We start from the raw sequence: 24,125 nt of genomic DNA, 5'->3' as shown, positions 1-24,125 counted from the left end.
TGATGCTCCGAAACGACCGATCGCCCGAAAGCTCAGCCAGACCCGCCTGGCAGAACAGCTTGCCAAGCGGAGCGCTGAGCGACGGACGCGCAGCAAAGCCAGAGAATCAACCATCCCCCACGGGTACAGTTCTAGGCGGGGTTGATACCATAGCTGGGGGTGGGGTGCATCTTTTTTAGCCAGGCCAGGCGGGGATTCGGGTAAACGTTAACGCGATGATCTGGCATGTAAAATGCCAACCCGATGCCCGCAAGGCGCCCCGTCGCCGCGTTAGCCGCCGAAGGCGCTGCCGGCGAGGAAGCTGGCCAGCAAGGCACCGCCCACCATCAGGAAACCGGCAAGGGCGAGGCTGCCGAAAGCTTTAAGTCCAGGATACTGTTTCATCGTCTTGGTCTGTCGTCTGAAGCGTTTGCTAAGGCCCGTCGGTCGCCGCAGGGCCGGAGAAGGTTCACGTGGAGATCAACGTCGTGGTGCGAGAAAGGCCTCCATGTGAAATGCCATCTGCGCCGGCGGATAGGAATATTCGCGGCCCACGGGACAGGCCCGGCGTGCCAGGCACCCGTTGTCGCGACACTCCTGCCCGTCCGGACCGTCGACATGCTGCGCGCAGCGCCGGTCGTCGAAGCCGTTTGCGGTGAAAGCCGCGACTGGGCAGGTCGACAGGCACGGCCGCGCTGAGCAGGTGACGCAGGGCGACGCGATATCCTGGCGTGGCGCTAGACCCGGATCGGTCGGCAGCAAGAACGCGGCGCGATAGGCATGCCACAGCCCATAAGTCGGATGGATGAAGATCCGCAAGGGCGAGACATGCACCGCTTCGGCCCGCGCGGCCCAGCGCTGAAATGGTTGGTAAGGCGGCCCGTCGGAGGGATAAAGCGCCGTCGCGCCAAAGAGTGCCGCGATCGGATCGAGCGCTTCGCGGGTCCACCGATCCAGCGGATGGGTGGCAAAGCGTGCCAGCGCACCCGAGGCGGCAAAGGCTGGCCACATAGCCCCGCCCACATTGCCGATCAGCAAGACCGACCGCGCCGGCTCGCCTGAACGCAAAAGCGGCAGATCGCCGTCGCTTTCGGCCACAAAGCCACCACGCAACGCCATCCCCAAGGGATTGAGAGCCTTATGAAGCGCGGTGAGCATCGATAAACCTGGTGGGACCTGGACCGGAATGTTTGCGGCCCCTAAACTGCACGCGATTTTGGCAAAATGATGTCGAGGATGCGCCGCCATGGACTCTGAATCCGTCAACTTCATCCGCATGGAAGACGGTACTTACGCGGAATACCAGTTCCTCGACGGGATCTACCAGAAGCTCAACCACGATCTGGCCGACAACGTTCTTGGCAACCTCAAGAAGCTTGCCGGCGACAAGATGGGCTACAAGATCGACCGCTATCAGCACTCGCTGCAATCCGCGACACGGGCGATGCGCGACGGTGCCGACGAGGAATTGACCGTCTGCGCCCTCGTCCACGACATCGGCGACCTGCTGGCGCCGGAAAACCATTCCGAACTCGCCGCCTCGATCCTGCGTCCCTATGTCTCGGACGACAATTACTGGCTGGTGAAGCATCACGGCATCTTCCAGGGCTATTATTTCTTCCATCACCTGGGGCTCGACCGCTTCGAGCGCGAGCGTTATCGCGGCCACCCGATGTTCGAGAAGACCGCCCTCTTCTGCCAGAACTACGACCAGAACAGCTTCGACCCGGCATACGACACGGCCCCGATTGACGCGTTCGAGCCGATGGTGCGGCGCCTCTTCGCCAAGCCGCCCTTCGGCCGCGCGCGCCCCGAATAAGTGCCGCGATGATCCGGCGTGTTCTTCTGCCGCTCGTGTTACTGGCGGTTGCCTTCCTCTGGGCGCCGCAACTGCTCGAAGCCACCAGCAACCCTTGCAGCGCATTGGAACAAAAGACCATTGCGCTGGAAACCGGCGGCAACGATCTCGGGACCAATGTGCTTGAAAACATTTCCGGCGGCGCGCTGGCAGAGCAGTTGATGCGCAACAAGTACAAGAACCTGCCCGTCCCAGTCGCTTGCGCTCTGGAGTATTGGAAGAAGAGCCTGCGCCTCGCCAAGTGAGGCGGTTAACGCCGTGAGATGCGTCACATCGCCGCTCTTTATATTTATTTTTCAGGTACTTAGATGAGAGTCCAAGCTGTGGGCCGGATCACAGACGGACCGCCCCCGTTAGGCCTAGATTGGCAGCATCGAAACGGCGACATCGCCCGAATCGAGTGCTGCCAAGGGGTTCGACATGTTCCGCATCATGAGCATCGCCACGCTGGTCTTGATCGCGCTGTGCTTCTTCATCGGCGCCAGCCTCGCCATTGCCGACGAGGGCAAGACCGAGATCAGCACCGGCACGGCGCAAGAGCAGACCATCGATGCCTCGCGTCCGGTTGACGAGTTCTATGAACCCAATCTCGCCAAGCGGGACCAGGACCGCTACGACTTCAGCGAGTATCTGAACGGTGCCGCGACCGGTCCGGCCGTCGACGCCGAGAGCGTCGAAGAGCCTGAGATCAAGCGCGACGCGCCTTTGGAGATTTAGGCGGCGACACTGCCGATCTGCAGGCGCGGATTGGCATTGGGTGTCGCGCGTTCCCGGCGCGGCGTCTTGCCGAAGAAGTCGCGATAGCATTTCGAGAAATGCGACGCCGAGACGAAGCCGCAGGCCAACGCCACGTCAATGACCGACATGTTGGTCTGCAGCAACAGAAGACGCGCCCGATGCAGGCGCAGTTCAACATAATAACGCGCAGGCGACCGATGCAGGTATTTTGCGAACAAGCGCTCCATCTGGCGGCTGGAAAGCCCGGCCGCATCGGCAAGTTCCGCCCGATCGAGCGGCTCTTCCAGATTGGCCTCCATCTGCTGGATGACCTGGATGAGCTTGGGATGCCGCACGCCGAGCCGCGCGGTCAGGGCCATGCGCTGATGGTCGTGGCGATCGCGGATACGCTCATGGATGAACTGTTCCGAGACCGCCGCGGCGAGCTCATGTCCGTGCTGCTGCGAGATGAGATTGAGCATCATGTCGAGGGCCGCCGTGCCGCCTGAACAGGTGAACCGGTTGCGGTCGATCTCGAACAGTTCCGATGTGGTTTCGATATCCGGGAAATTCTCGGCAAAGCTTGCCAGATTTTCCCAGTGAATGGTGCAGCGATAGCCGTTGAGCATATTGGCTTTGGCAAGGATATGGGCACCTGTGCAAAGTGCCCCGATATCCGCCCCTTGCCTTTCGGCTCGGCGCAAATGTGCGAACACGTTCTTGTCTTCGTAGAGATGCCCGTCGACGCCGCTGCACAGCACGATGGTGTCGAAATTGATGATCTGCTCAACCGAGCCTTCCGGCGTCAGCGGTATACCGTTCGACGCCGCCACCGCCTTCCCGTCCGACGAGAACAGATGCCAGCGATAGAGTTCTTTTCCCGCCACGCGATTGGCAAGGCGCAAGGGCTCGACGGCCGAGGTGAAGGCGATCATCGAAAAATTCGGCACCAGCAGGAACGCCATCTCCTGCGGCAGCTTCACCGGCAAGTCACCGAACACGGCCATACCCCCATCGAGTGAGTTCAGCGAAAAATAGTCGGGCACGGAAATATCCCATTTCCGACATGTCGTCCACAGGCAAAATAGCGCACATGCGACATTGATTGGACCCGTCGGTCAGGAATCCGAGCAATTCCGCCATTGCGCCAATTTCTTGTAATGACGCGCGAATAATAGCTGCATCCACGCCTAGGTCATGGTCTTGAGGGAAAAAAACTCAAAAGCCTATGCGCTGTGGCAGCTTGACCCACGGCGTTAACGCGACATTAGATGGCGCGCGGTTGGGGGATTCGCACCCATTGCCTTGGCATGATCCGCGACCGTAGAACACGCATCACACCCCATTCGCGCCACAGCTTGTCGGGGAAACCCCCAAATCGGGATTGCTATGAAGCAGAACTATTCGATTTTCAGCCTGGTCCGGAACGCCCTCAGCTACCACCAGGGCTGGCAGGAGGCCTGGCGCAGCCCGGCGCCGAAGCCGGAATACGATGTCATCATCATCGGCGGCGGCGGCCATGGTCTGGCGACGGCCTACTACCTCGCCAAGGAACACGGCATCACCAATGTCGCTGTGGTGGAAAAGGGTTGGCTCGGCGGTGGCAATACCGGTCGCAACACGACCATCGTGCGCTCGAACTATCTGTGGGATGAATCAGCCCATCTCTATGAACACTCGCTGAAATTGTTCGAAGGCCTCAGCCAGGACCTCAACTACAACGTCATGTTCAGCCAGCGCGGCCTGATGAATCTTGCGCATACGCAGCATGACATGCAGGCCCTGCGCCGCCGCGTCTACGCCATCCAGCTCAACGGCATCGACAGCGAGATCCTGACGCCCGAGCAGATCAAGGAAATGGTGCCGATCCTCGATTGTTCGCCCAAGGCGCGCTACCCGATCATGGGTGCTTCGCTGCAGCGCCGTGGCGGCGTTGCCCGCCATGACGCCGTCGCCTGGGGCTTTGCCCGCAAGGCCGACGAGCGCGGCGTCGACATACTGCAGAACACCGAAGTCACCGGCTTCAAGATCGTGAACGGCGTGGTGAAGGGCGTCGAGACGAACCGTGGCTTCATCGGCGCCAAGAAGGTCGGCATCGTCGTCGCCGGCCATTCCGGCGTGATGGCGGGTCTTGCCGGCTTCCGCCTGCCGGTCGAGAGCCATCCGCTGCAGGCGCTCGTTTCCGAACCGATCAAGCCGATCCTCAACACCGTCGTCATGTCGCCGCAGGTCCACGTCTATGTGAGCCAGTCGGACAAGGGCGAATTGGTGCTGGGTGCCGGTATCGACGCCTATACCTCCTACGCCCAGGTGGGTTCGCCCTTCATCATCGAGAACCAGCTCAACGCGCTGACCGACCTTTTCCCCTGCTTCGGTCGCTTGCGCATGCTGCGCCAGTGGGGCGGCATCGTCGACACCTGCCCCGACGCCTCGCCGATCATCGGCAAGACGCCGGTCGAGAATCTGTTCCTCAATTGCGGTTGGGGCACCGGCGGCTTCAAGGCGACGCCGGGTTCCGGCAACGTCTTTGCGCACACCATTGCGCGGGGCGAGCCGCATCCGCTGGCTGTGCCCTTCGCCCTCGAGCGCTTCACGAGCGGTTACCTCATCGACGAACACGGCGCTGCCGGCGTCGCTCACTAATTCAAGCAGACGAGACAATCAGATGCTTCTCATCTCCTGCCCCTATTGCGGTCCCCGCGACGAGCATGAGTTTGCTTACGGCCATGAGGCGCATATCGCGCGCCCGACGCTGGAACAGCAGCAAACCATGTCGGACGCCGAATGGGCCGATTACCTGTTCATGCGCAAGAACCCTAAGGGCGTTCACTTCGAGCGCTGGGTGCACAGCCGCGGCTGCCGCCAGTGGTTCAACGTGGCGCGCCATACGGTGACGCACGAAATCATCAAGGTCTACAAGATGGGCGAACCGGCCCCGAAGCTGGAGCAGAAGTAACATGAGCGCGCAGAAGAACCGCGTCGCCACCGGTGGCCGCATCGACCGTTCGAAACCGGTCCGCTTCAGCTTCGACGGCAAGACCTATTACGGCTATCAGGGCGACAGCCTCGCCTCCGCCCTCCTCGCCAATGGCGTGACGCTGGTCGGCCGTTCGTTCAAATATCATCGCCCGCGCGGCATCGTGACCGCCGGCCCCGAAGAGCCCAATGCCCTCGTGGAAGTCGGCACCGGCGCCTATCGCGAGCCCAACACCCGCGCTCCGCAGATCGAGCTCTATGACGGCCTCGTCACGCAGAGCCAGAACCGCTGGCCGAGCCTCGACTTCGACGTCGGCGCCGTGAATTCGGTGATGAGCCGGTTCCTGCCGTCCGGCTTCTATTACAAGACCTTCAAATGGCCGAAGGACGGCTGGATGTTCTATGAAAAGTTCATCCGCAAGGCCGCCGGCCTCGGCACCGGGTCGACCGAAACCGACCCGGACCGCTATGACAAGGTCTACGGCCATTGCGATGTGATGGTCGTCGGCGGCGGTCCCGCCGGTTTGGCGGCAGCCCTTGCCGCCGGTCGTGCAGGCGCCCGCGTGGTGCTGGTCGACGAGCAATCGGAACTGGGCGGCTCGCTCCTCTCCGAGCGTGAACGCACCATCGACGGCAAGCCCGTCAATGAATGGATCGACGCCGCGAAGGCGGAACTGGCGAGCCTCCCGGAAGTCCGCGTCCTGACCAGGACGACGGCTTTTGCCTATCTCGATGCCAACATGCTGAGCCTGGTCGAGCGCCTCACCGATCACATTGGCCCCTCGGCCAAGGGTCCGCGCCAGCGCCTGTGGCGCATCCGCGCCAAGGAAGTGATCCTGGCGACCGGCGCCATTGAGCGTCCGCTGGTCTACAGCGATAACGATCGCCCCGGCTGCATGCTGGCGTCGGCTGCACGCACCTATGTCAACCGCTATGGCACGACACCGGGCCAGCGCGTCGTCATCATGACCAACAACGACACGGCCTATCAGACGGCGCTCGACCTCACTGCCGCCGGCGTGTCGGTTGCTGCCGTTGTCGATCTCCGCGCCAACCCGACCGGCGCCCTGCCCCAGGCCGCCCGCGCCAAGGGCATCGAGATCATCGACAATTCGGCGATCACCCAGGTGAAGGGCACCAAGCAGGTGCGCGAGGTCGAGGTGCAGAGCCTCAACCAGGATGCGACCGGCGTCGTCGGTTCCGCCCGCCATATCTATTGCGACACGGTGTTGAGCTCGGGCGGCTGGCAGCCGACCGTCCATCTCCATTCGCAGACCCGCGCCAAGGTCGTTTGGGACGATGGCATCCAGGCCTTCATTCCCGGCCCCATCATGCCTGGCCAGAACAACCGCTCGGTCGCAGCGGCGCGTGGCAGCTTCGGCCTCGACGCGGCGCTGAAGGAAGGCCATCAGGCCGGCGCCGAAGCCGCGGCGAAGTTCGGCTTCAGCAACGTCACCGGCAACGCCCCGAGTGCGGAAGCGGAACCGGAAAGCCAGCCGCTGCGCTCGGTCTGGATCGTGCCGTCGAACGTGCCGGTCGGGCAAGGCGGCAAGCATTTCATCGACTACCAGAACGACGTCACCGCCGCCGACGTGAAGCTCGCCCACCGCGAAGGCTATGTCTCGGTCGAGCATCTGAAGCGCTATACCACGATGGGCATGGCGACCGACCAGGGCAAGACCAGCAACGTCAATGCGCTGGCCATCATGGCCGGGCTGAAGAACGTCTCGATCCCGGAAGTCGGCACGACCACCTTCCGTCCGCCTTATACGCCGGTGACCTTCGGTGTGTTCGCGGGGTCGGACAAGGGCGACTTCCTCGACCCGATCCGCAAGACGCCGATCCATCAATGGCATGTCGAGCACGGCGCGCCGTTCGAATGCGTCGGCCAATGGCACCGCGCCTGGTACTATCCGAAGCCCGGCGAAACGATGCATGACGCGGTCAACCGCGAAGTGAAGGCGACCCGTGATTCCGTGGGCATCGTCGACGCCTCGACGCTCGGCAAGATCGACATCCAGGGCCCGGATGCCGCGTGGTTCCTCAACATGGTCTACACCAACGCCTGGACCAAGCTGGAGCCAGGCAAGTGCCGCTACGGCTTCATGTGCGGCGAAGACGGTATGGTGTTCGATGACGGCGTCACCAGCCGCATCTCGGAGAACCATTTCCACATGACCACCACCACCGGCGGCGCCCCGCGCGTCATGAGTTGGCTGGAGGAATGGCACCAGTGCGAATGGCCCGACAAGAAGGTCTATTTCACCAGCGTGACCGAGCAATGGGCGGTCATCGCCCTCAACGGCCCGAATTCGCGCAAGGTGCTGGAGAAAGTCGTTGAAGGCATCGACCTCTCGGAAGAAGCCTTCCCCTTCATGACCTGGCGCGACGGCACGGTCGCTGGTGCCAAGGCGCGCATCTTCCGCATCAGCTTTACCGGTGAGCTCTCGTACGAAGTGAACGTCCAGCCGAGCTTCGCGCTCCACGTCTGGCGGGCACTGATGTCGGCCGGCGAGGAATTCAACATCACGCCTTACGGCACCGAGGCACTGCACGTGCTGCGCGCCGAGAAGGGCTTCGTCATCGTCGGCCAGGAAACCGACGGCACCATGACGCCGCAGGATCTGGGCTTTGAATGGATCATCGGCAAGGCGAAGCCGGACTTCATCGGGCGCCGCTCGCATCTGCGCTCCGACACGAAGCGGCCGGACCGCAAGCATCTGGTCGGCCTCCTCACCGAGAACCCCTCGGAAGTCCTGCCCGAAGGCGCCCAGGTGGTCGAACACGTCAAGGACAAGCCGCCGATGACCATGATCGGCCATGTGACGTCGAGCTATTACAGCCCCAATGCCGGCCGCTCCATCGCCATGGCGGTCATCAAGAACGGCCGCAACCGCATGGGCCAGACGGTCTATCTGCCTTACGAGGGCAAGGTCGTCACGGCCAAGATCACCAAACCGACCTTCCTTGAGGATGGAGCCCCCGCCAATGGCTGACGCCTACACCCGCCGCAGCGCGCTGCAGCATTTCGGCCTCACTGCGGCCGCAGCCAAGGGCGATGCCGCCGGCGCCGATCTTCTCATCGGCGAAGCCGCGCATCGCACCATCGTCAACATCCGTGGCGATGGCGGCGATGCCTTCAAAGCAGCCGTCCGTTCCGTGACCGGCGTCGATCTGCCGACGACACCGAACACCACGGCCAAGGCCGGCGATTTCCGCATCCTGTGGCTGGGCCCCACCGAATGGTGGGTCGTCAGCAGCAATGCCGACACGGCCAAGCTGGTCGAAGACCTGCGCGCGGCCTTCAACGGCCAGCATGCCGCCGTCATCGACGTGTCGGAAAGCCGCACGGTCATCAGCATCTCCGGACCCTCGGCCCGCGATGTGCTGGCCCGCGGTTGCAGCCTCGATCTACATCCGCGTGTCTTCAACACCGGCCAATGCGCCCAGACCGGCCTCACCAAGGCCAATATCGTGCTCGATCAAATCTCCGACACGCCCAGCTACGACATCTATGTCTTGAAGAGCTTTGCCGACTATCTGTGGCAATGGTTCTGGCTGATCGGCCGCGACTTCAAATTTGCCATCCGCGCGCACTGATTGCCGCCCTGTCTTCGCGATTGAAAAGGCCGCTCACCAGCGGCCTTTTCTTTTGCTGCGCGCGCGAAGGAAAGCGCCGCATGCGGGGGACGCGTTAATAGATGGCCTCAGGCGTCAGAGGGCATGCTATCCAGTTGGACAATAAATCCCGGTAGCAAAGCCCGCGTGCCCCTCCCATGACCGCGCCAACCACCAAAGCCCTTTATCAAGCCATGGCGTTCATGGCCTTCGGCGTGTTCTGGTTCTCGGTCCTCGATGCCGTCACCAAGAAGCTGACCGAGGGCTACGGCACCTGGCAGATCAGCGCCACGTCGCGTTTCATCACCATCTGCGCCGTGCTGGTCATCACGCTGCACCAGCACCGCAATGTCCTGGTGCTGCGCAGCAGCTTCATCAAGACGCATATGCTGCGCTCGCTGTTCATCGTCGCCACGACCTGGACCTTCTTCGAGTGCCTGCGCTATTTGGAGCTTGCTGACGCCATCGCCATCGCCTTTGCGGCACCGCTCTTCATCACCGCGATGTCCGGGCCCATCCTGGGCGAGAAGGTCGGCTGGCGCCGCTGGACGGCTGTGGTCGTCGGCTTTGTCGGCGTGGTCGTGGCGCTCGAGCCGGGACGTCATGGCGTCAGCTGGGGCGCCCTCCTCGCCCTTATTGCCGCCATCACCTATGCCATCGGCCAGCTGTGGCTGCGGCCACTGGCGGGGCGCGAACAAGGTCACAACATCGTCTTCTACGGCACGCTGTTCAGCGGCCTCATCGTGCTCGGTCCGGCGATCCATGAATGGAAATGGCCGGTCAATGCCGTCGACTGGATGCTGTTCCTGGTGCAGGGCAGCTGCAGCACCTTGGGCCAGATCTGCATGGTGCGCGCCTTCCGCGTCGGCGAGGCGTCGCTGCTGGCGCCGTTCGAATACACGGCGCTCGTCTGGGCGGGGCTCCTCGGCTATCTCATCTGGGGTGATGTGCCGACGCTGCAGGTGCTGGGTGGCGCCGCCATCATCATTGCGGCAAGTCTCTATATCGCGCATCGCGAGGCCGTGAAGCGCGGCGCGGCGGCCCCATGACGGCGCCGGCACCGAAGCTGTCGCCGGCCGGTGCCATGCTCTTCATGGGCCTCGGCGTCTTCGGCTTCTGCGTCGCCGATGCCTGCGTCAAGTGGCTGACCCATGGCTACAGCACCTGGCAAATTCTCGCTGTCGGTCGCGTGCCCGCGCTGATCGTGGCCATCGGTCTCACCTGGCGGGCAACCGGCAGCCCGTTCCGCGTCAAGACATCCTACTTCCGCTTTCACGCCCTGCGCAGCGTGCTGATCATGCTGACAGGTTACACCTTCTTCGAAGGTCTGCGCTTCCTTCCCTTGGTCGATTGCATCGCCATCGCTTTCGCCGCCCCGCTTTTCGTCACCGCCTTATCCGGCCCCTTGAACGGCGAGCAGGTCGGCCCCAGGCGCTGGGCCGCCGTCGCCATCGGTTTCGTCGGTGTCATCATTGCGCTTATTGCCACGCCACGAGCGGATGGCAATTTCTTCACCCATCTCAATGTCGGCGCCATTCTGGTGTTGGGCTCGGCCTTCTTCTACTCACTGACGCTGATCACCTTGCGGCGCATCTCCGGCAAGGACAGTTCGCACAACATCCTGTTCCACACCTCGACGGCCACCTTGGTCATCGTCTGCCCCCTCGCCGCCTTCGATTGGAACTGGCCGACCGGTGCCGATTGGGTCATCCTGCTGCTGCAGGGCGTCAGCTCGGCCGTGGCGCAGCTGTGCATGATCAAGGCGTTCCGCAGTGGCGAGGCGTCGATGCTGGTGCCGCTGGAATATACGGCGCTGGTCTGGGCCGCCTTCTTCGGCTGGTCGATCTGGGCCGAGATTCCGACCTTGCAGATCCTCGCCGGTGCGGCAATCATCATTGCGGCCAACATCTATATCGCCCAGCGCGAGGTGCACCATGCTCGCAAGAAAGACCTGGTCCCGGAAAATCCGGTTCTGCCTGAATAGCTGCGTTCTGCTGGCAGGCCTCACCGCCACCGCCAGCGCCGAGCCGATGCATATGACCGGCCAGGAGATCTACGAACTCTTCAAGGGCAACACGGTCCACGGCGAATGGGCCGGCAAGGAGTATTGGAGCTATTTCGGCCCCGACGGCTGGACCACCTACAAAACCAAGGACGCGCCCTTACAGACTGGCCGCTGGAGCACCAACCCGACGCAATACTGCTCGATATGGGGCGATGCGCCGCAAGCCTGTTACGATATCCTCAAAGACGGCTGGACCCTCATCTGGGTCACCCGCGACGGCAACCACTACACCTCGACCCTGCTGCAGGGAAACCAGACGCCGCACGATTGAGGCACTTCTACGAAACCGCAACCTCGGATAGCATACGCCATCCTTTGTGCACGCGGTTACCCCGATGATTATCGTTTGCTTCTTCCTCCTTCTGTTCGCTTTGATCGCGGCTTTGGCGAAAAGCTGGCGTTATTGCGCAGGGTTCGTGCTGGCGGGGATAGCTATTTGGATCTCGGCGGCATTTTTGGATTCGCATACGACGACTGCACGCGAGATTCTCGCCGATTGCGACGCATCCAGGCAGGAAGGTGACATCGACTCCACCTCATGTGCCGCAATTATCTTGATAAATTTTGCGCCGAGCCAACGGAAAGGCGTCGACACTTGTATTTTCGGTGACGCCTCTTTCGAGACCCATTCCGCGGCAATTCGTCCACGCCTATCGCGCCTCACCGAATATGAAGAACTCGCAGACGCAGTTGTTGCATGGATGCGTTCCCACCCAGAACAGTTGGACTTGCCAGCATCTCAGGTAATTGGCTATGCGGTAGCGAGCCGCTTTCCTTGCAATACCGAGCAGCAATAATCGTCAAAAGCTCGGCGTCTCTTCGAAGGAGAGCATCTGGTAGATGGGATCGAGATCATGAACACCATCGGCCCAGAAGTCGAGATCGCGCAGGCGCCCGTCGCGCACGGAATAGGCCCAGCCATGGACACTCAAGGGATGGCCGGACTTCCAGGCATTCTGCACGATGGTGGTGTGGCAGATGTTGCGCACCTGCTGGCGCACATTCATCTCGCACAGCATGTTGAGCCGCCGCTCGACATTCGGCTCCGCTTCCAGCACCTCTGAATTGGCGGCGTAAACATCCTTGATCTGGCGCAGCCAGTTGTCGATGAGGCCGATCTCGGTATTGCCCATCGCCGCGCGCACACCACCGCAGCCATAATGGCCGCAGACGATGATGTGCTCGACCTTCAATACGTTGACGGCGAATTCCAGCACCGACAGGCAGTTGATGTCGATGTGGTAGACCAGATTGGCGATGTTGCGGTGGACGAAGATCTCACCCGGCGGCAGATCGAGAATCTGGTTGGCAGGAACCCGCGCATCGGAACAACCGATCCAGAAATATTTGGGCGCCTGCTGCTCGGCCAGCCGGTTGAAATAGTCGGGGTCCCCCGCCACCTGGCGCTCGGCCCATTTGCGGTTGCGCTGGAAAACCTCGGCATGGGTCTTTTCGGTCATTTCCTGGCCCTTGATTCCGGCAGACTGGCCGCCAACCCCACCATCGCGTGGGACTAGGCAGAACGCATGGCCTCGCATACCATGCCGCATTGCGTCAAAACAATAGGACCCAAACCTTTCATGGCCGGCTCGAACTCGCCCAAGGGCATCAAATTTCTGGTCGATTTCGGCCCGCTCGTCGTCTTCTTCATCGCCTACAAAACCGCCGGGCTGATGCAGGCCACGATTGCCCTTATCATCGCCACGGTCATTGCCCTGGGGATCGGCTATGTCGCCACCAGGCGCGTTGCCTTGATGCCGCTGATCACCGCGGTGGTCGTCATCATCTTCGGCGGGCTGACCCTGTGGTTCAACGACGGCATCTTCATCAAGATGAAGCCGACCATCGTGCAGGGCATTTTTGCGCTCCTGCTGTTCGGCGGCTTGGTCCTGAAACGCCCGACCCTGCAATATGTCATGGGCGATGCGCTGCAGCTCACCGATACCGGCTGGCGTATCCTTACCCTGCGCTTTGCCTTGTTCTTTACCGCGATGGCGATCCTCAACGAAGTCGTCTGGCGCAATGTGTCGGAAGATCTGTGGATCGACTTCAAGGTCTTCGGCATCTTAGGGCTGACCGTGCTGTTCTCGTTGAGCCAGATGCCCTTGATGAAGCGGCATATGATCGAGACCGACGAAGTGGCCTGACGCCGCCGCCATGTCGGAGTTCCTGCCGCATATGAGTGCCGGCGCTGCCGTGCTGGTCTTCGGCACGGTCTTTCTGGCTGGGTTCCTGCGCGGCTTCACCGGCTTCGGCTTTGCCCTGGCCGCTGTCCCCGTCCTCACCCTCTTTGTCGAACCTGCGGCCGTTGTGCCGGCGATCCCGATCGTCGCCATGGTGGCCGGTGCCGAGCAATTGACCCGTGCCTGGAAGAGCGCCAATTGGCATGCCATCTATCGGCTGCTGATCGGCGCGGTCCTGGGCGCCCCCTTCGGCGTCTTCGCCCTCACCTTTTTCTCGCCCAACGTCATGCGCATCATGATCGGCCTGGTCCTGCTGCTGGCGGTCCTGGCGCTGTGGCGTGGCTACCGGTTCAAGCAACGGCCGACCACCGGTGCCCAAATCGGCATTGGCGTGGCGTCGGGCCTCCTCAATGGCGCCACCGCCATGGGCGGGCCGCCGGTCATCCTGTTCTTTCTGGCCTCGCCGGAAGGCGTCGCGGTGGGGCGCGCCTCGTTGCTGGTCTATTTCTTCTTCATCTCAGCCTGGAGCATCGTCACCCAATGGGTGGCGGGGCTGCTCGATCTCAAGGTCCTGGTTCTCGCTCTCCTCATGATTCCCGTCATGGCGGTCGGCAATGTTCTGGGCGACCGGCTGTTCAGCCGTGCAAAGACTGGAACCTATCAGCGGGTGGCCTTGGCCTTCCTGCTGGTGATTGCCCTCCTTGCCATCGCCCGTGCGATAGTCGGCTAAAGATGACCTTGCCTGGACGACTTACGCGGGAATTGTTAGCGTTGATCCCTTCACGGCGCGAGGCAGCGTGACAAAACGTGGCGGCACGATCATCGGCCTTGGCGGCACCATGCTGGGCCCGGGCGACAAGGTCCCCTGCGAACTGGCCATGTCGCGGGCCAGCAACCCGACGCGCCGCATCTTCGACGCCTGGTTTGCCTTGCGTACACCCGGTGGCGCCGCCCCCAGCCTGGTTGCATGGGATGCAAGCGGTGCCGTGCCGGACCTGCAGTCCAGCATCCTCATCGTCGAGATCCTCCCCGATACCAAGGACTATCGCTATCTGCGCATCGGCAAGCGGGCGGCGGAGCTGCGCGGTTATGACCCGACCGGCATGACCGTGCGCGGGATTTACACGGCCGACGCGCTGGATTTTGTGCTGGAGAATTACGATCTCGCCGTCGCCCACCCGTGTGGCATCGTCGACTTTTCCGTCGACATCATTCCCGACGACCGCCATGTCGAACTGGAAACGATGCTGCTGCCGCTGTCAAAGGACGGCACCGTCCCCAGCCATGTCCTGGTCTACGGTCACTACATCACGAAGTAGAAGCTTGGATCAGGGCACGATCGTGACCGGCGTGCCGTCCGGTACCAGGCGCCAGATCTCCTCGATCTCGGCGTTGTCGAGCGCGATGCAGCCGAGCGTCCAGTCGACCTTGGGCGCCACCGACAGCGGATAGGCGTTGGGCAGGCCGTGGATGAAAATAGCCCCGCCTGGCTGCACACCCATTTTCAGACTGGCCGCGCGGTCCTGCGCGTTGGGATAGTTGATGTGCAGGGACAGATGATAGTCACTGTCGGCCTTGCGGAAATCGATCTCGTAATGGCCCTCCGGCGTCCGCTCGTCACCCTCCTGGCGCTTCGGCCCGACAGGGTTGCCGCCCAGCGCGATCTTGTAACTGCGCAGCACCCCGCCGGCGCGGCGCAGTTCCAGGCGCCGCTCGGACTTGTCGACATAAATAGAGTCCGCAAGGAGATCCTTTGGAAAAACGGCCGGGATCACGTCGGCGCGCAGCGAGACCGCGGCGATCCAGGCAGCGGCTGTAACGGCGAGGATGACAAGGCAGATCCGGGCGAGATACATCGCCAAGCCATGCCACGTCCTGATGGCGGAAAATGGGCCGAATTGCGGCGGAAATAAAAAGGGCGCCCGCAGGCGCCCTTTGTCTCTTTGGCTCTTCGGATCAGACGTTGCTGTCTGGCGTGGCCGCCTTCTTCTTGGCGATGAATTCCTTCAGCGCCTCGTCGATGGCGGGATCGAGCGCCGGGGCTTCGTATTCCGACAGCATGCGCTTGTAGATCTTGTTGGCGCGCTGGGCAGCGTCCTGGGCGCCTTCGGCTTCCCACTGTTCGAACGAGTTGTTGTCGGCAATGTTCGAGCGATAGAAGGCCGTCTCGAAATTGGCCTGGGTGTGCGCGCAGCCCAGGAAATGGCTGCCCGGACCCACTTCGCGGATGGCGTCGAGCGCCTGGCCGTTTTCGGAAAGGTCGATGCCCTTGGCCAGCGTCTGCATCATGCCGAGCTGATCGGCATCCATGATGAACTTCTCGTAACCGGCCGAGAGGCCGCCCTCAAGCCAGCCAGCGCCGTGGAGGACGAAGTTCGTGCCGGCCTGGAGGGTCGGGAGCAGCGTCTGGGCACTTTCATAGGCCGCCTGCGCGTCGGCGATCTTCGAGCCGCAGAGCGAGCCGCCGGTGCGGAACGGAATGCCGAGACGACGGGCGAGCTGTGCCGCCGCCAGCGACACCAGGGTCGGTTCCGGCGTGCCGAAGGTGGGGGCACCCGACTGCATCGAAATCGAGGAGGCGAACACGCCGAAGATCACGGGCGCGCCCGGGTTATAGAGCTGCGAGGTGCCGGCACCCGCCAGCACTTCGGCCAGCACCTGGGCCAGCGTACCCGCGGCGGTCACCGGGCTCATGGCGCCGGCCAGGATGAACGGCGTCGTGATGCAGGCCTGGTTGGCGCGGGCATAGACCTTCATCGCACCCAGCATCGTGCCGTCCCAGACCATGGGCGAGTTGGCGTTGATGAGGCTGGTGATGACCGTGTTCTTGGCGACGAAATCGGCACCGAACAGGATCTTGGCCATTTCCACCGTGTCTTCGGCGCGTTCCGGCGCCGTGACCGAGCCCATGAACGGCTTATCGCTGAGCTTCATGTGGCTATAGACCATGTCGAGATGCCGCTTGTTGACCGGCAGATCGACCGGCTCGCACACCGTGCCGCCCGAATGATGGAGCGAGGGCGACATGTAGGCGAGCTTCACGAAATTCTGGAAGTCGGCGATGGTCGCATAGCGGCGGCCATTGTCGAGGTCGCGCACGAAGGGCGGGCCATAGACCGGCGCGAAGACCGTGGCATTGCCACCGATCTGCACGTTCCGCTCCGGGTTGCGGGCATGCTGGATGTACTGCTTCGGCGCCGATTTCTGCACGATCGACCGGGCGAGGCCGCGCGGGAAATGGATGCGTGTACCTTTCACATCGGCGCCGGCCTTCTTCCACAGCTCCAGCGCTTCCGGCTCGTCGCGGAACTCGATGCCGACTTCCTGCAGGATGGTGTCGGCATTGCGCTCGATGATGCTGAGGCCCTCTTCGTCCAGCACCGTCACCAGCGGGATGTTGCGCACGATATAGGGGTTCTGGACGATGGTCGGCTTCTGGCGCAGGGCGCGCCGGGCGTCGGCGCCGCCGCGCGTGCGGCGGCCGGTAACCGGCTGGCCTTCCACGGCGTCAGATAGCGGTTCCACATTGGACATGATGAAGGGCCTTTCCCGTGAATCAAACTAATAGAGGGATGACTAAATCGTCGCTCATATCGGCACCGGATGCCCTGTTGCTCTAGCGAAAGCGCGACAACCCCTCACCAGATCGCGCCAAACGCGCCATTCCGGAAAACCTTGATTTTGCGGCGCAATAGCTTGACCTGTCTCATTTGCGCCATAATGCCTCACCTGCCCGTCAAACGCCATGCACTGGTGCAAAATCCCTGAAAAAACCGGCGCATAGGACCCATTTTCTAGGGTCCTTGTCGCGGCCCATTTTGCTAATGTCGCAAACAGGCAGCAATCGCCGCGCCGCGGCCATATAGTCGCGCCAGCATTACCACTTCGGAGTCACGGGAAATGGCTGAGTTTCCGTCAAAGGCAAAAGTCGTCATCGTCGGTTTGGGCGGCATCGTCGGCGCGTCGATCGCGCATCACCTGGTCGAACGCGGCTGGGACGATATCGTCGGCATCGACAAATCTGGCGTTCCCACGGATATCGGCTCGACCGCCCACGCCTCCGATTTCTGCTACATGACCAGCCACGACTTCCTGTCCTGCTGGTCCTCGCTCTACTCGATCGACTTCTACAGCAAGCTTGGCCATTACGACCGCGTCGGCGGTCTGGAAGTGGCCCGCGTCGGTGACGATGGCCGCATGGACGAGATCAAGCGCAAGGTCGCCTCGGCCAAGGCGTTTGGCACGCGCGCGCGTCTGGTGACCCCGGCCGAGATCAAGAAGAAATTCCCCCTCATCGAGGAAGACAAGGTCCAGGGCGGCCTGTGGGACCCCGATGCCGGCCTCGTCATCCCGCGCTCGCAGACCGTCGCCGGCAAGCTGGTTGAGCAGGCCGAAGCCGCCGGCAAGCTCAAGGTCTTCGCCCACACCGCCGCGAAGTCGCTGGTGATCGAAAACGGCCGCATCAAGGGTGTCGTCACCGACCGCGGCACGATCATGGCCGATTATGTCGTGGTGAGTGCCGGCCTGTGGGGCCGCCTCATCGCCAAAATGGCGGGCGAGGATCTTCCCGTCATGCCGGTCGACCATCCGCTGTGCTTCTTCGGCCCCTATGACGAATTCAAGGGCACGGGCAAGGAAATCGGCTGGCCACTGCTGCGCGACCAGGGCAACTCGGCCTATATGCGCGACACGGGCGATCCCACCACCGCCGAAGGCGGCATGATCGAGTGGGGCTATTACGAAGAGAAGAACCCGCGCCTCGTCCACCCGCGCGATCTTCTTGAAAAGGAACAGGCGCGTCTGTCGCCCTCGCAGCGCGATCTCGAGATGGACCAGATCCTCGAGCCGCTCGAGCGTGCCATCGAACTGACGCCGATCCTCGCCGAACTCGGCTATGAGGAAAAGCGCTCCTTCAACGGTCTCCTCCAGGTCACCACCGATGGCGGCCCGTCGATCGGCGAAAGCCAGAAGGTGCGCGGGCTGTGGTACGCGGTCGGCATCTGGGTCAAGGACGGTCCCGGCATGGGCAAGCTCCTCGCCGACTGGATGACCGACGGCCGCACCTCGATCGATCACAACCGCATCGACTTCTCGCGCTTCTATCCGCACATGATGGAAGAGAAGTTCATCGAAGGCCGTTGTGGCGAAGCCGCGCGCAAGATCTATAACCCCGCGGTCCATCCGCGTGAACCCTATGACACCGGCCGCAACGTGAAGCGCTCGCCCTTCTACGAACGCGAAGTGGAGCTCGGCGGCTATTTCATGGAACTCGGCGGTTGGGAACGTGCCCATGGCTACAAGGCCAATGAGCATCTCCTGGAAAAATACGGCGACCGCGTGCCGGTCAGGGCCAATGAATGGGACAACCGCCATTTCTGGCGCGTCTCCAATGCCGAACATCTGGCGATGAGCGAGGATTGCGGCATCGTCAACCTCTCGCACTTCTACATGTTCGACGTCGAAGGCCCGGACCATGTGGAACTCATGGAATGGATCTGCGCTGCCAAGATTGGCGGCGATGCCAATATCGGCAAGGGCATCTACACGCACTTCCTCGATGACGAGGGCATGGTGCGTGCGGATCTCACCGTCATCCGCATGGCCGACCGCATCCGCGTCATCGACGGCGCCGACGCGGGCCCGCGCGATTTCCACTATGTCCGACGCATGGCCGAAGATAAGGGCATGAACGTCAAGGTGACCGATGTTGCCGCCCAATACGTGACCATCGGCATCTGGGGCCCCAATGCCCGCACGACCCTGCAGAAGGTCGTCGAGGACCCGGCCGGCTTGGAGCCCGCCGCCTTCCCCTTCGCCGCCATCAAGCAGATCAAGATCGGCGGCAAAAACGTCACCGCCTTCCGCATCTCCTATGTCGGCGAGCAGGGCTGGGAACTCCACATGAAATACGAGGACGGCCTCGCCGTCTGGGATGCCCTGCGCTCGACCGGCGTTATGGCCTTCGGCGTCGAGACCTACGCCAACAGCCGCCGCCTGGAAAAGAGCCTGCGCCTGCAGAACGCCGATCTCTTGACCGAATACAACCTCATCGAAAGCGACCTGCAGCGCCCGAAGGTGAAGGAACCCGACTTCCGCGGCAAGGCGGCCAACATCCGCCACCGCGCGCTGCCGAACCAGGTCGCCATGCTCTGCACCCTGGTGATGACCGAGAACAAGGACAGCAAAGGTGTCGCCCGCTATCCCGTCGGCATCCTCCCCGTGATGGACCCGGCGACGAAGGAAACCTTGGTCGACGATCTCGGCCGCCGCTCCTTCACCACCTCGATCGCCTATGGCCCCACCATCGGCAAGAACATCGCGCTCGCTTACCTCCCCTGGTCCTATGCCCAGGTCGGCCGCAAACTGATCGTCGAATATTTCGGCGAGCAGTATCCGGTGGAAGTGGCGGGCGTCGGCTACAAGCCTCTCTACGACCCGGAAAACCTGAAGCCGCGCACCTGATCGCGGGTTTCAGCACTGATCCAAGCAAAACGCCCCGGCCGAAAGACCGGGGCGTTTCGATGGCTGAAGGTATGAACAATGGAACAAGACAAGAACGATCGATTTGTGATATCAAGTTTGTCAGACTCGACCGATTTGAGCGATCTTATCCTCTAACTGAGTTTTATCTTTTTATTCCCAGGCCGCACATTGTGTCCCGGGTAGAGGCGGGCAATGACATACCCGGTTCCAACCCCGATTTATCGGATAATTCATATTGGCAACCTGCCCATTCTGCTCCGGAGGCGGGCAATTCATGCGCCAAACTCCACGCCCCAAGACGGTCTTGTTTATCGCACAATTCATAACGCGGCGGTTCAAGCAAATCGTCGCGCAGCAATAGTTGCGTGCGGCAGTGGAGGAACTGTTCATGACTACTTGCCGTTCTATTTCGGCCCGCTCTCGGTGATGCTTCTCAACCTGAAGACAGGGAGGGTGCCAGGCTACAACGAAGGGCAAGAACCGCTAATTTACCTGAAGTCCACCGTCCAGGCCGCAGTGCAGGCGAACTGTGAGTTCGTATTCACCGACGGTCATGGCTTAGCGTCCTTTACTATGTGGTACGACGATCTTAGCCAGTTGTCGGAAGTGGATTGGCCACTGGTCAACGCTCGCTATTGGTCAGATCGTCCAGAAGATAATGATCGGCAACGGCGTAAACAGGCGGAGTTCTTAATCCATGGCCACTGCAGCTGGTCGATCATCGAAGAAATCGGCGTACTTAACCCCGATGTGAAAAAGAGGGTGGAAGAAACGCTCGCGGAATTTCCTGGCTGTCATAAGCCAAACGTAACTGTGCGCAGAGACTGGTACTATAACTAAATGGAATTGGAACGATGATCGAGATCGGCAAAGGCAACCTTCTCGAAGCTGAAGTTGATGCGCTAGTAAACACCGTCAACTGTGATGGCTTTATGGGTAAGGGGATTGCGCTTCAATTTAAGCAGGCCTTTCCCAGGAACTTCAAGGCGTACGAAGAAGCGTGCAAACTGGGGAGAGTAGTTCCTGGCGAAATGCTCATTTTCGACAACGGAGGCCTGCTGCGTCCGAGATACATAGTGAATTTTCCAACAAAGCGGCATTGGCGCAATAAGTCTCTTATCGAAGACATTCAATTTGGCCTCGAGGCATTGGTCAAAGACGTTGAGCTACTCAACATCCAGTCCATCGCATTGCCTCCGCTCGGATGTGGACTTGGCGGGCTTAGGTGGGCTGATGTAAGGCCACTGATTGAGAGTGCTTTTGCCAAACTACCGCATGTCAAAACTATAATCTTTGAGCCCAAAGGCGCTCCGAGCGCAAAAGCAATGCCTGTTCGGACAGAAAGGCCCAAGATGACACCGGCACGCGCCCTATTTATCAAGTTGATGCAGGCGTATTCGGCATTGGATTACAGTCGAACTCTTCTGGAGGTTCAGAAGCTCGCGTATTTCCTTCAAGTCGCAGGAGAACCCCTAAAGTTAAAATATGCAGCAGGTCATTATGGTCCGTATGCTCAGAACCTGAATAAGGTTCTTGAGGCAATGGAGGGCCACTTCACACGTGGGTACGGCGATAGCCAAAAGCCCAATGCAGAAATTGAGCTTTTGCCAGGAGCAGACGAAGAAGCATCAGACTTTCTGAGTGAAAAGCCAGATTCGATTGAGAGACTGCAGGCTGTTTCAGACCTGATAGAAGGATTTGAAACTCCTTACGGCATGGAGCTATTGGCAACAGTGCACTGGGCGGCGCATTCAGGTGGACCGAAAAGCACAAGTCGTGCAACCACTCCTCAAGAAGCGGTTGTTGAGGTTCATGAATGGAACCCAAGAAAAAAAGCGATATTTAAGCCTGAGCATATTCATGTGGCTTGGAAAACTCTGGAACAAAGGGGATGGATGTCTCCGGTCTAAGATCCCGCTCAGTTGTCGCCGCCTTTCACTAACGACGACGCGATTTGAGGAAACTTCAATTTGAAGAAACTTCATTCGAGATCGCTCATGCGCTTGCCACCACCCACCACCATCAGCCCACAGGCGCAGACCCTGCTCCGCGACGCGCCCGCAATCACCGCGCGCTCGATAGAGCTTTCCGCCATCCAGGAACGGCGTCAGGCGAGTGCGGCGTTCTATGTGCCCGTGGTGAAGGCGTTGGCCGACAGTCTGGATATGACCATCACCGAAGAGATGATCGGTGGTGTGCGCACGCAGGTGGTGACGCCGGCCAACATCGTCGGCAACAGCGCCATTCTTTATTTCTTCGGTGGCGGCTATGTGCAGGGCTCGCCGGATGAGGACCTTGGCATCACGGCGCGGCTGGCGCATCTGACCTGCAGCCGTGTCTACGCGCCCTATTACGCCTTGGCGCCGGAACGGCCCTACCCGCAAGCATTGGAAGACGGACTCAAGGTCTATCAGGCGCTGGTCGCGCGGTATGGCGCGCCGGCTCTCACCGTTTCAGGTGAGTCCGCCGGCGGTGGCTTGGCACTGTCGCTGCTCCTGAAGATCACACAGCAGCCGGCGAAAGCCGCCTTGATGTCACCCTGGTCCGATCTCACCAAGACCGGCGACACGCTCTCGACCTTGGTCGGCAACGATCCCTGGCTGCATTACGAGCTGACCCTGGAACCGGCGGCGCGCGCCTATGCCGGTGCCCGCGACCTCGCCGCACCCGAGCTCTCGCCGATCTATGCCAACTTCCCCGCCGACTTCCCGAAGACCCTGATCACCACCGGCACCCGCGATCTGTTCCTGTCCGATTGTGCGCGCCTGTCGACCAAGATGCGCGCCGCCGGCATCGCCTGCGAGCTACGCGTCTTCGAAGGCATGTGGCACGTCTTCGAGTTCGAGGCCGATCTCCCCGAAGCCGATCAATCGCTGGCTGAAATCGCCGCCTTCATTCGCGGCTGAGCCGGTCTCAGCGCGGCGCGAACATGCGCCGCAGCGTGTCGTCCTTGACCATGAAGTGATGGTAGAGGGCCCCCAAGGCATGGAGGACGATGAAGGCGATGAAGAGCGGTTTGCCGATTTCATGAATGTCGCCGATCTCCGGCGAGACATAAACTGCGAGCAAGCCGGTGACCGGCACCGCGATCAGCAGCAGATAGAAGATGGCATGAATGGCTTTGGCGGCTTTCAGCTGCAGCCCCGCGCCCACCGGTTCCGGCGCACCCTGAACCAACCGAATGACGATGCGCAGGGCAGCCAAAACCAGGATGGCGATGCCGACCCAGTAATGGGCGCTCGCCAGCGTCTGGTCGGTGGGATCCGGCGTCTGGTTTTCTTCCAGGGCATCGACAACATTCGTCATGCTCTCGCCGAAAATGAGTTGGAACAGAACCAGCAGCGCGATCAGCCAATGCAAAGTGATCTGCAATCCCGAATAACCCTGTTTGGTCCCCACGGCCATTGCCATATCCCCCATCTTGGTGATGCTTTTCCCGACTCGGGTGAAGCCCGATGATCCATCACATATCGGTTGCATAACCATAGCTGACTTGCGGTTATCTGTCGCCGGTCCAAGAAACCGGCGCTTCAACCAGCGTCGATGTGCTACGAAGGAATTCCCATGGCCATTCCCCGCTATCCCATCGAGACGGAACGCTTGCGGCTGCGCCCGTTTCGGGGCGCCGATTTGCCGGCGATGCTGTCCCTCTATCGGCTGCCGGAGGTGCTGCGTTACCTCTATGTCGGCGAGCGCTCGGTCGACGAGATCGCGGCGGCGCTGGAGGAGCGCAAGAGCAAGACCGCCCTCAAGACCGAAGGCGACAAGCTGGTCCTCGCCGTCGAACTGAAGGAGACCGGCCAATGCATTGGCGAGGTCGTGCTGATCTGGCTGAGTGCCACGCATAAATCGGCGGAGATCGGCTTCATCATCCATCCCAATTTTCACGGCAAGGGCCTGGGTGCCGAGGCGATCCGGCCGCTCATCGATTTCGCCTTTGCGCGCATGGACATCCACCGCGTCATCGGCCGCTGCGACGGGCGCAACACCGCCTCGGCGCGGCTCATGGAGAAGCTGGGCATGCGCCGCGAGGCGCATCTGGTCGAGAACGAATTCGTCAAAGGCGAGTGGACCGACGAGCTCGTTTTTGCGCTGCTGGACCGGGAGTGGCAGGCCAAACAGCGATGAGAATTTTTGGGGGCGGCGATGCAGCCTTGCATGGCTCAGCCACCCGCTGGTCAGGCCGGTTCCGCCCTCGGCCGCGCGCACAAGATTGTTTGTATGCAAATATCCTTGTCCGGCAGGT

25 protein-coding genes are annotated in these 24,125 nt (G+C 61.4%); 19 read left to right on the top strand and 6 right to left on the bottom strand.

The genetic code is table 11. The annotated features are described in order from the left end of the window. Positions 1–459: 459 nt before the first annotated feature. Complete coding sequence (locus SMD31_RS19385; protein WP_320502589.1) at positions 460–1,137, bottom strand: ferredoxin; 678 nt, start codon at positions 1,135–1,137, stop codon at positions 460–462. Positions 1,138–1,225: 88 nt separating this feature from the next. On the opposite strand from SMD31_RS19385, the gene SMD31_RS19380 reads away from it, so the two are divergent. From SMD31_RS19380 to SMD31_RS19370, 3 genes are all read left to right on the top strand, one after another. Next, a complete protein-coding gene (locus SMD31_RS19380; protein ID WP_320502588.1) occupies positions 1,226–1,798 on the top strand; it encodes an HD domain-containing protein in 573 nt (190 codons plus the stop codon). 8 nt (positions 1,799–1,806) lie between these two features. Continuing rightward, entirely contained in the window at positions 1,807–2,082 is a 276-nt protein-coding gene (locus SMD31_RS19375; RefSeq protein WP_320502587.1) for a hypothetical protein, read from the top strand. A gap of 175 nt (positions 2,083–2,257) precedes the next feature. Then, a complete protein-coding gene (locus tag SMD31_RS19370; protein WP_320502586.1) occupies positions 2,258–2,554 on the top strand; it encodes a hypothetical protein in 297 nt (98 codons plus the stop codon). Here SMD31_RS19370 and SMD31_RS19365 read toward each other — a convergent pair. After that, the gene (locus tag SMD31_RS19365) at positions 2,551–3,600 is read right to left on the bottom strand and encodes a GlxA family transcriptional regulator (protein ID WP_320502585.1); all 1,050 of its coding nucleotides are present in this window, start codon (positions 3,598–3,600) and stop codon (positions 2,551–2,553) included. The two genes, SMD31_RS19370 and SMD31_RS19365, sit on opposite strands and share 4 nt — an antisense overlap. Positions 3,601–3,943: 343 nt before the next feature. On the opposite strand from SMD31_RS19365, the gene SMD31_RS19360 reads away from it, so the two are divergent. From SMD31_RS19360 to SMD31_RS19325, 8 genes are all read left to right on the top strand, one after another. Further along, the gene (locus SMD31_RS19360; protein ID WP_320502584.1) at positions 3,944–5,197 is read left to right on the top strand and encodes a sarcosine oxidase subunit beta family protein; all 1,254 of its coding nucleotides are present in this window, start codon (positions 3,944–3,946) and stop codon (positions 5,195–5,197) included. A gap of 22 nt (positions 5,198–5,219) precedes the next feature. Continuing rightward, positions 5,220–5,510: a sarcosine oxidase subunit delta gene (locus tag SMD31_RS19355; protein WP_320502583.1), complete on the top strand. Its 291-nt coding sequence runs from the start codon at positions 5,220–5,222 to the stop codon at positions 5,508–5,510. A 1-nt stretch (position 5,511) separates the two neighbouring features. Beyond that, on the top strand, positions 5,512–8,526 hold the full coding sequence (locus SMD31_RS19350) for a sarcosine oxidase subunit alpha (protein ID WP_320502582.1): 3,015 nt from the start codon (positions 5,512–5,514) through the stop codon (positions 8,524–8,526). Continuing rightward, positions 8,519–9,130 carry a sarcosine oxidase subunit gamma gene (locus SMD31_RS19345; protein ID WP_320502581.1) on the top strand — a complete coding sequence of 204 codons (612 nt, stop codon included), beginning with the start codon at positions 8,519–8,521 and terminating at the stop codon, positions 9,128–9,130. The genes SMD31_RS19350 and SMD31_RS19345 overlap by 8 nt, the downstream gene beginning before the upstream one ends. 176 nt (positions 9,131–9,306) lie before the next feature. After that, complete coding sequence (locus tag SMD31_RS19340) at positions 9,307–10,197, top strand: DMT family transporter (RefSeq protein ID WP_320502580.1); 891 nt, start codon at positions 9,307–9,309, stop codon at positions 10,195–10,197. Next, a complete protein-coding gene (locus SMD31_RS19335) occupies positions 10,194–11,132 on the top strand; it encodes a DMT family transporter (protein ID WP_320502579.1) in 939 nt (312 codons plus the stop codon). The genes SMD31_RS19340 and SMD31_RS19335 overlap by 4 nt, the downstream gene beginning before the upstream one ends. Continuing rightward, on the top strand, positions 11,083–11,484 hold the full coding sequence (locus SMD31_RS19330) for a hypothetical protein (protein WP_320502578.1): 402 nt from the start codon (positions 11,083–11,085) through the stop codon (positions 11,482–11,484). The genes SMD31_RS19335 and SMD31_RS19330 overlap by 50 nt, the downstream gene beginning before the upstream one ends. A gap of 64 nt (positions 11,485–11,548) precedes the next feature. Next, positions 11,549–12,010 carry a Rap1a/Tai family immunity protein gene (locus tag SMD31_RS19325; RefSeq protein ID WP_320502577.1) on the top strand — a complete coding sequence of 154 codons (462 nt, stop codon included), beginning with the start codon at positions 11,549–11,551 and terminating at the stop codon, positions 12,008–12,010. A 3-nt stretch (positions 12,011–12,013) separates the two neighbouring features. Here SMD31_RS19325 and can read toward each other — a convergent pair whose 3' ends face one another. Next, entirely contained in the window at positions 12,014–12,673 is a 660-nt protein-coding gene (can, locus tag SMD31_RS19320; protein ID WP_320502576.1) for a carbonate dehydratase, read from the bottom strand. A 120-nt stretch (positions 12,674–12,793) separates the two neighbouring features. Here can and SMD31_RS19315 point away from each other — a divergent pair, with 120 nt between their 5' ends. The 3 genes from SMD31_RS19315 to SMD31_RS19305 all read left to right on the top strand — a co-directional run bounded on the left by SMD31_RS19315 (position 12,794) and on the right by SMD31_RS19305 (position 14,715). After that, entirely contained in the window at positions 12,794–13,360 is a 567-nt protein-coding gene (locus SMD31_RS19315) for a septation protein A (protein ID WP_320502575.1), read from the top strand. A gap of 10 nt (positions 13,361–13,370) precedes the next feature. Continuing rightward, on the top strand, positions 13,371–14,126 hold the full coding sequence (locus SMD31_RS19310) for a sulfite exporter TauE/SafE family protein (protein WP_320502574.1): 756 nt from the start codon (positions 13,371–13,373) through the stop codon (positions 14,124–14,126). 67 nt (positions 14,127–14,193) lie between these two features. Next, positions 14,194–14,715 (top strand): PAS domain-containing protein, encoded by a 522-nt coding sequence (locus SMD31_RS19305; protein WP_320502573.1) that lies wholly within the window; start codon positions 14,194–14,196, stop codon positions 14,713–14,715. 9 nt (positions 14,716–14,724) lie between these two features. On the opposite strand, the gene SMD31_RS19300 is transcribed toward SMD31_RS19305, so the two are convergent. Further along, on the bottom strand, positions 14,725–15,252 hold the full coding sequence (locus SMD31_RS19300) for a L,D-transpeptidase family protein (RefSeq protein ID WP_320502878.1): 528 nt from the start codon (positions 15,250–15,252) through the stop codon (positions 14,725–14,727). Positions 15,253–15,352: 100 nt separating this feature from the next. Then, positions 15,353–16,930 carry a trimethylamine methyltransferase family protein gene (locus tag SMD31_RS19295; RefSeq protein ID WP_320502572.1) on the bottom strand — a complete coding sequence of 526 codons (1,578 nt, stop codon included), beginning with the start codon at positions 16,928–16,930 and terminating at the stop codon, positions 15,353–15,355. 366 nt (positions 16,931–17,296) lie between these two features. On the opposite strand from SMD31_RS19295, the gene SMD31_RS19290 reads away from it, so the two are divergent. The 4 genes from SMD31_RS19290 (at position 17,297) to SMD31_RS19275 (ending at position 22,785) form a co-directional block, all read left to right on the top strand. After that, complete coding sequence (locus SMD31_RS19290; RefSeq protein ID WP_320502571.1) at positions 17,297–19,858, top strand: GcvT family protein; 2,562 nt, start codon at positions 17,297–17,299, stop codon at positions 19,856–19,858. Between the two features lie 213 nt (positions 19,859–20,071). Then, the gene (gene darT, locus SMD31_RS19285) at positions 20,072–20,719 is read left to right on the top strand and encodes a type II toxin-antitoxin system toxin DNA ADP-ribosyl transferase DarT (RefSeq protein WP_320502570.1); all 648 of its coding nucleotides are present in this window, start codon (positions 20,072–20,074) and stop codon (positions 20,717–20,719) included. Between the two features lie 14 nt (positions 20,720–20,733). Then, positions 20,734–21,789 (top strand): type II toxin-antitoxin system antitoxin DNA ADP-ribosyl glycohydrolase DarG, encoded by a 1,056-nt coding sequence (darG, locus tag SMD31_RS19280; RefSeq protein ID WP_320502569.1) that lies wholly within the window; start codon positions 20,734–20,736, stop codon positions 21,787–21,789. A gap of 87 nt (positions 21,790–21,876) precedes the next feature. Continuing rightward, positions 21,877–22,785: an alpha/beta hydrolase gene (locus SMD31_RS19275; protein WP_320502568.1), complete on the top strand. Its 909-nt coding sequence runs from the start codon at positions 21,877–21,879 to the stop codon at positions 22,783–22,785. A 7-nt stretch (positions 22,786–22,792) separates the two neighbouring features. Here SMD31_RS19275 and SMD31_RS19270 read toward each other — a convergent pair whose 3' ends face one another. After that, complete coding sequence (locus SMD31_RS19270) at positions 22,793–23,284, bottom strand: cytochrome b (RefSeq protein ID WP_320502567.1); 492 nt, start codon at positions 23,282–23,284, stop codon at positions 22,793–22,795. Positions 23,285–23,443: 159 nt separating this feature from the next. Between SMD31_RS19270 and SMD31_RS19265 the strand changes: the two genes are divergently transcribed. Continuing rightward, entirely contained in the window at positions 23,444–24,007 is a 564-nt protein-coding gene (locus SMD31_RS19265; protein ID WP_320502566.1) for a GNAT family N-acetyltransferase, read from the top strand. Positions 24,008–24,125 lie beyond the last annotated feature (118 nt).

This window comes from Dongia rigui (assembly GCF_034044635.1).
GTDB lineage: Bacteria > Pseudomonadota > Alphaproteobacteria > Dongiales > Dongiaceae > Dongia > Dongia rigui.
Note: the sequence above shows the minus strand (reverse complement) of the source record. Positions and strands in the feature narration are given on the sequence as shown.

Excerpts from the sequence above, each read along its gene's own strand:
- SMD31_RS19385 (WP_320502589.1), bottom strand. The coding sequence starts at position 1,137 with ATGCTCACCGCGCTTCATAAGGCTCTCAATCCCTTGGGGATGGCGTTG.
- SMD31_RS19380 (WP_320502588.1), top strand. The coding sequence starts at position 1,226 with ATGGACTCTGAATCCGTCAACTTCATCCGCATGGAAGACGGTACTTAC.
- SMD31_RS19375 (WP_320502587.1), top strand. The coding sequence starts at position 1,807 with ATGATCCGGCGTGTTCTTCTGCCGCTCGTGTTACTGGCGGTTGCCTTC.
- SMD31_RS19370 (WP_320502586.1), top strand. The coding sequence starts at position 2,258 with ATGTTCCGCATCATGAGCATCGCCACGCTGGTCTTGATCGCGCTGTGC.
- SMD31_RS19360 (WP_320502584.1), top strand. The coding sequence starts at position 3,944 with ATGAAGCAGAACTATTCGATTTTCAGCCTGGTCCGGAACGCCCTCAGC.
- SMD31_RS19355 (WP_320502583.1), top strand. The coding sequence starts at position 5,220 with ATGCTTCTCATCTCCTGCCCCTATTGCGGTCCCCGCGACGAGCATGAG.
- SMD31_RS19350 (WP_320502582.1), top strand. The coding sequence starts at position 5,512 with ATGAGCGCGCAGAAGAACCGCGTCGCCACCGGTGGCCGCATCGACCGT.
- SMD31_RS19345 (WP_320502581.1), top strand. The coding sequence starts at position 8,519 with ATGGCTGACGCCTACACCCGCCGCAGCGCGCTGCAGCATTTCGGCCTC.
- SMD31_RS19340 (WP_320502580.1), top strand. The coding sequence starts at position 9,307 with ATGACCGCGCCAACCACCAAAGCCCTTTATCAAGCCATGGCGTTCATG.
- SMD31_RS19335 (WP_320502579.1), top strand. The coding sequence starts at position 10,194 with ATGACGGCGCCGGCACCGAAGCTGTCGCCGGCCGGTGCCATGCTCTTC.
- SMD31_RS19330 (WP_320502578.1), top strand. The coding sequence starts at position 11,083 with ATGCTCGCAAGAAAGACCTGGTCCCGGAAAATCCGGTTCTGCCTGAAT.
- SMD31_RS19325 (WP_320502577.1), top strand. The coding sequence starts at position 11,549 with ATGATTATCGTTTGCTTCTTCCTCCTTCTGTTCGCTTTGATCGCGGCT.
- can (WP_320502576.1), bottom strand. The coding sequence starts at position 12,673 with ATGACCGAAAAGACCCATGCCGAGGTTTTCCAGCGCAACCGCAAATGG.
- SMD31_RS19315 (WP_320502575.1), top strand. The coding sequence starts at position 12,794 with ATGGCCGGCTCGAACTCGCCCAAGGGCATCAAATTTCTGGTCGATTTC.
- SMD31_RS19310 (WP_320502574.1), top strand. The coding sequence starts at position 13,371 with ATGTCGGAGTTCCTGCCGCATATGAGTGCCGGCGCTGCCGTGCTGGTC.
- SMD31_RS19300 (WP_320502878.1), bottom strand. The coding sequence starts at position 15,252 with ATGTATCTCGCCCGGATCTGCCTTGTCATCCTCGCCGTTACAGCCGCT.
- SMD31_RS19295 (WP_320502572.1), bottom strand. The coding sequence starts at position 16,930 with ATGTCCAATGTGGAACCGCTATCTGACGCCGTGGAAGGCCAGCCGGTT.
- SMD31_RS19290 (WP_320502571.1), top strand. The coding sequence starts at position 17,297 with ATGGCTGAGTTTCCGTCAAAGGCAAAAGTCGTCATCGTCGGTTTGGGC.
- darT (WP_320502570.1), top strand. The coding sequence starts at position 20,072 with ATGACATACCCGGTTCCAACCCCGATTTATCGGATAATTCATATTGGC.
- darG (WP_320502569.1), top strand. The coding sequence starts at position 20,734 with ATGATCGAGATCGGCAAAGGCAACCTTCTCGAAGCTGAAGTTGATGCG.
- SMD31_RS19275 (WP_320502568.1), top strand. The coding sequence starts at position 21,877 with ATGCGCTTGCCACCACCCACCACCATCAGCCCACAGGCGCAGACCCTG.
- SMD31_RS19270 (WP_320502567.1), bottom strand. The coding sequence starts at position 23,284 with ATGGCCGTGGGGACCAAACAGGGTTATTCGGGATTGCAGATCACTTTG.
- SMD31_RS19265 (WP_320502566.1), top strand. The coding sequence starts at position 23,444 with ATGGCCATTCCCCGCTATCCCATCGAGACGGAACGCTTGCGGCTGCGC.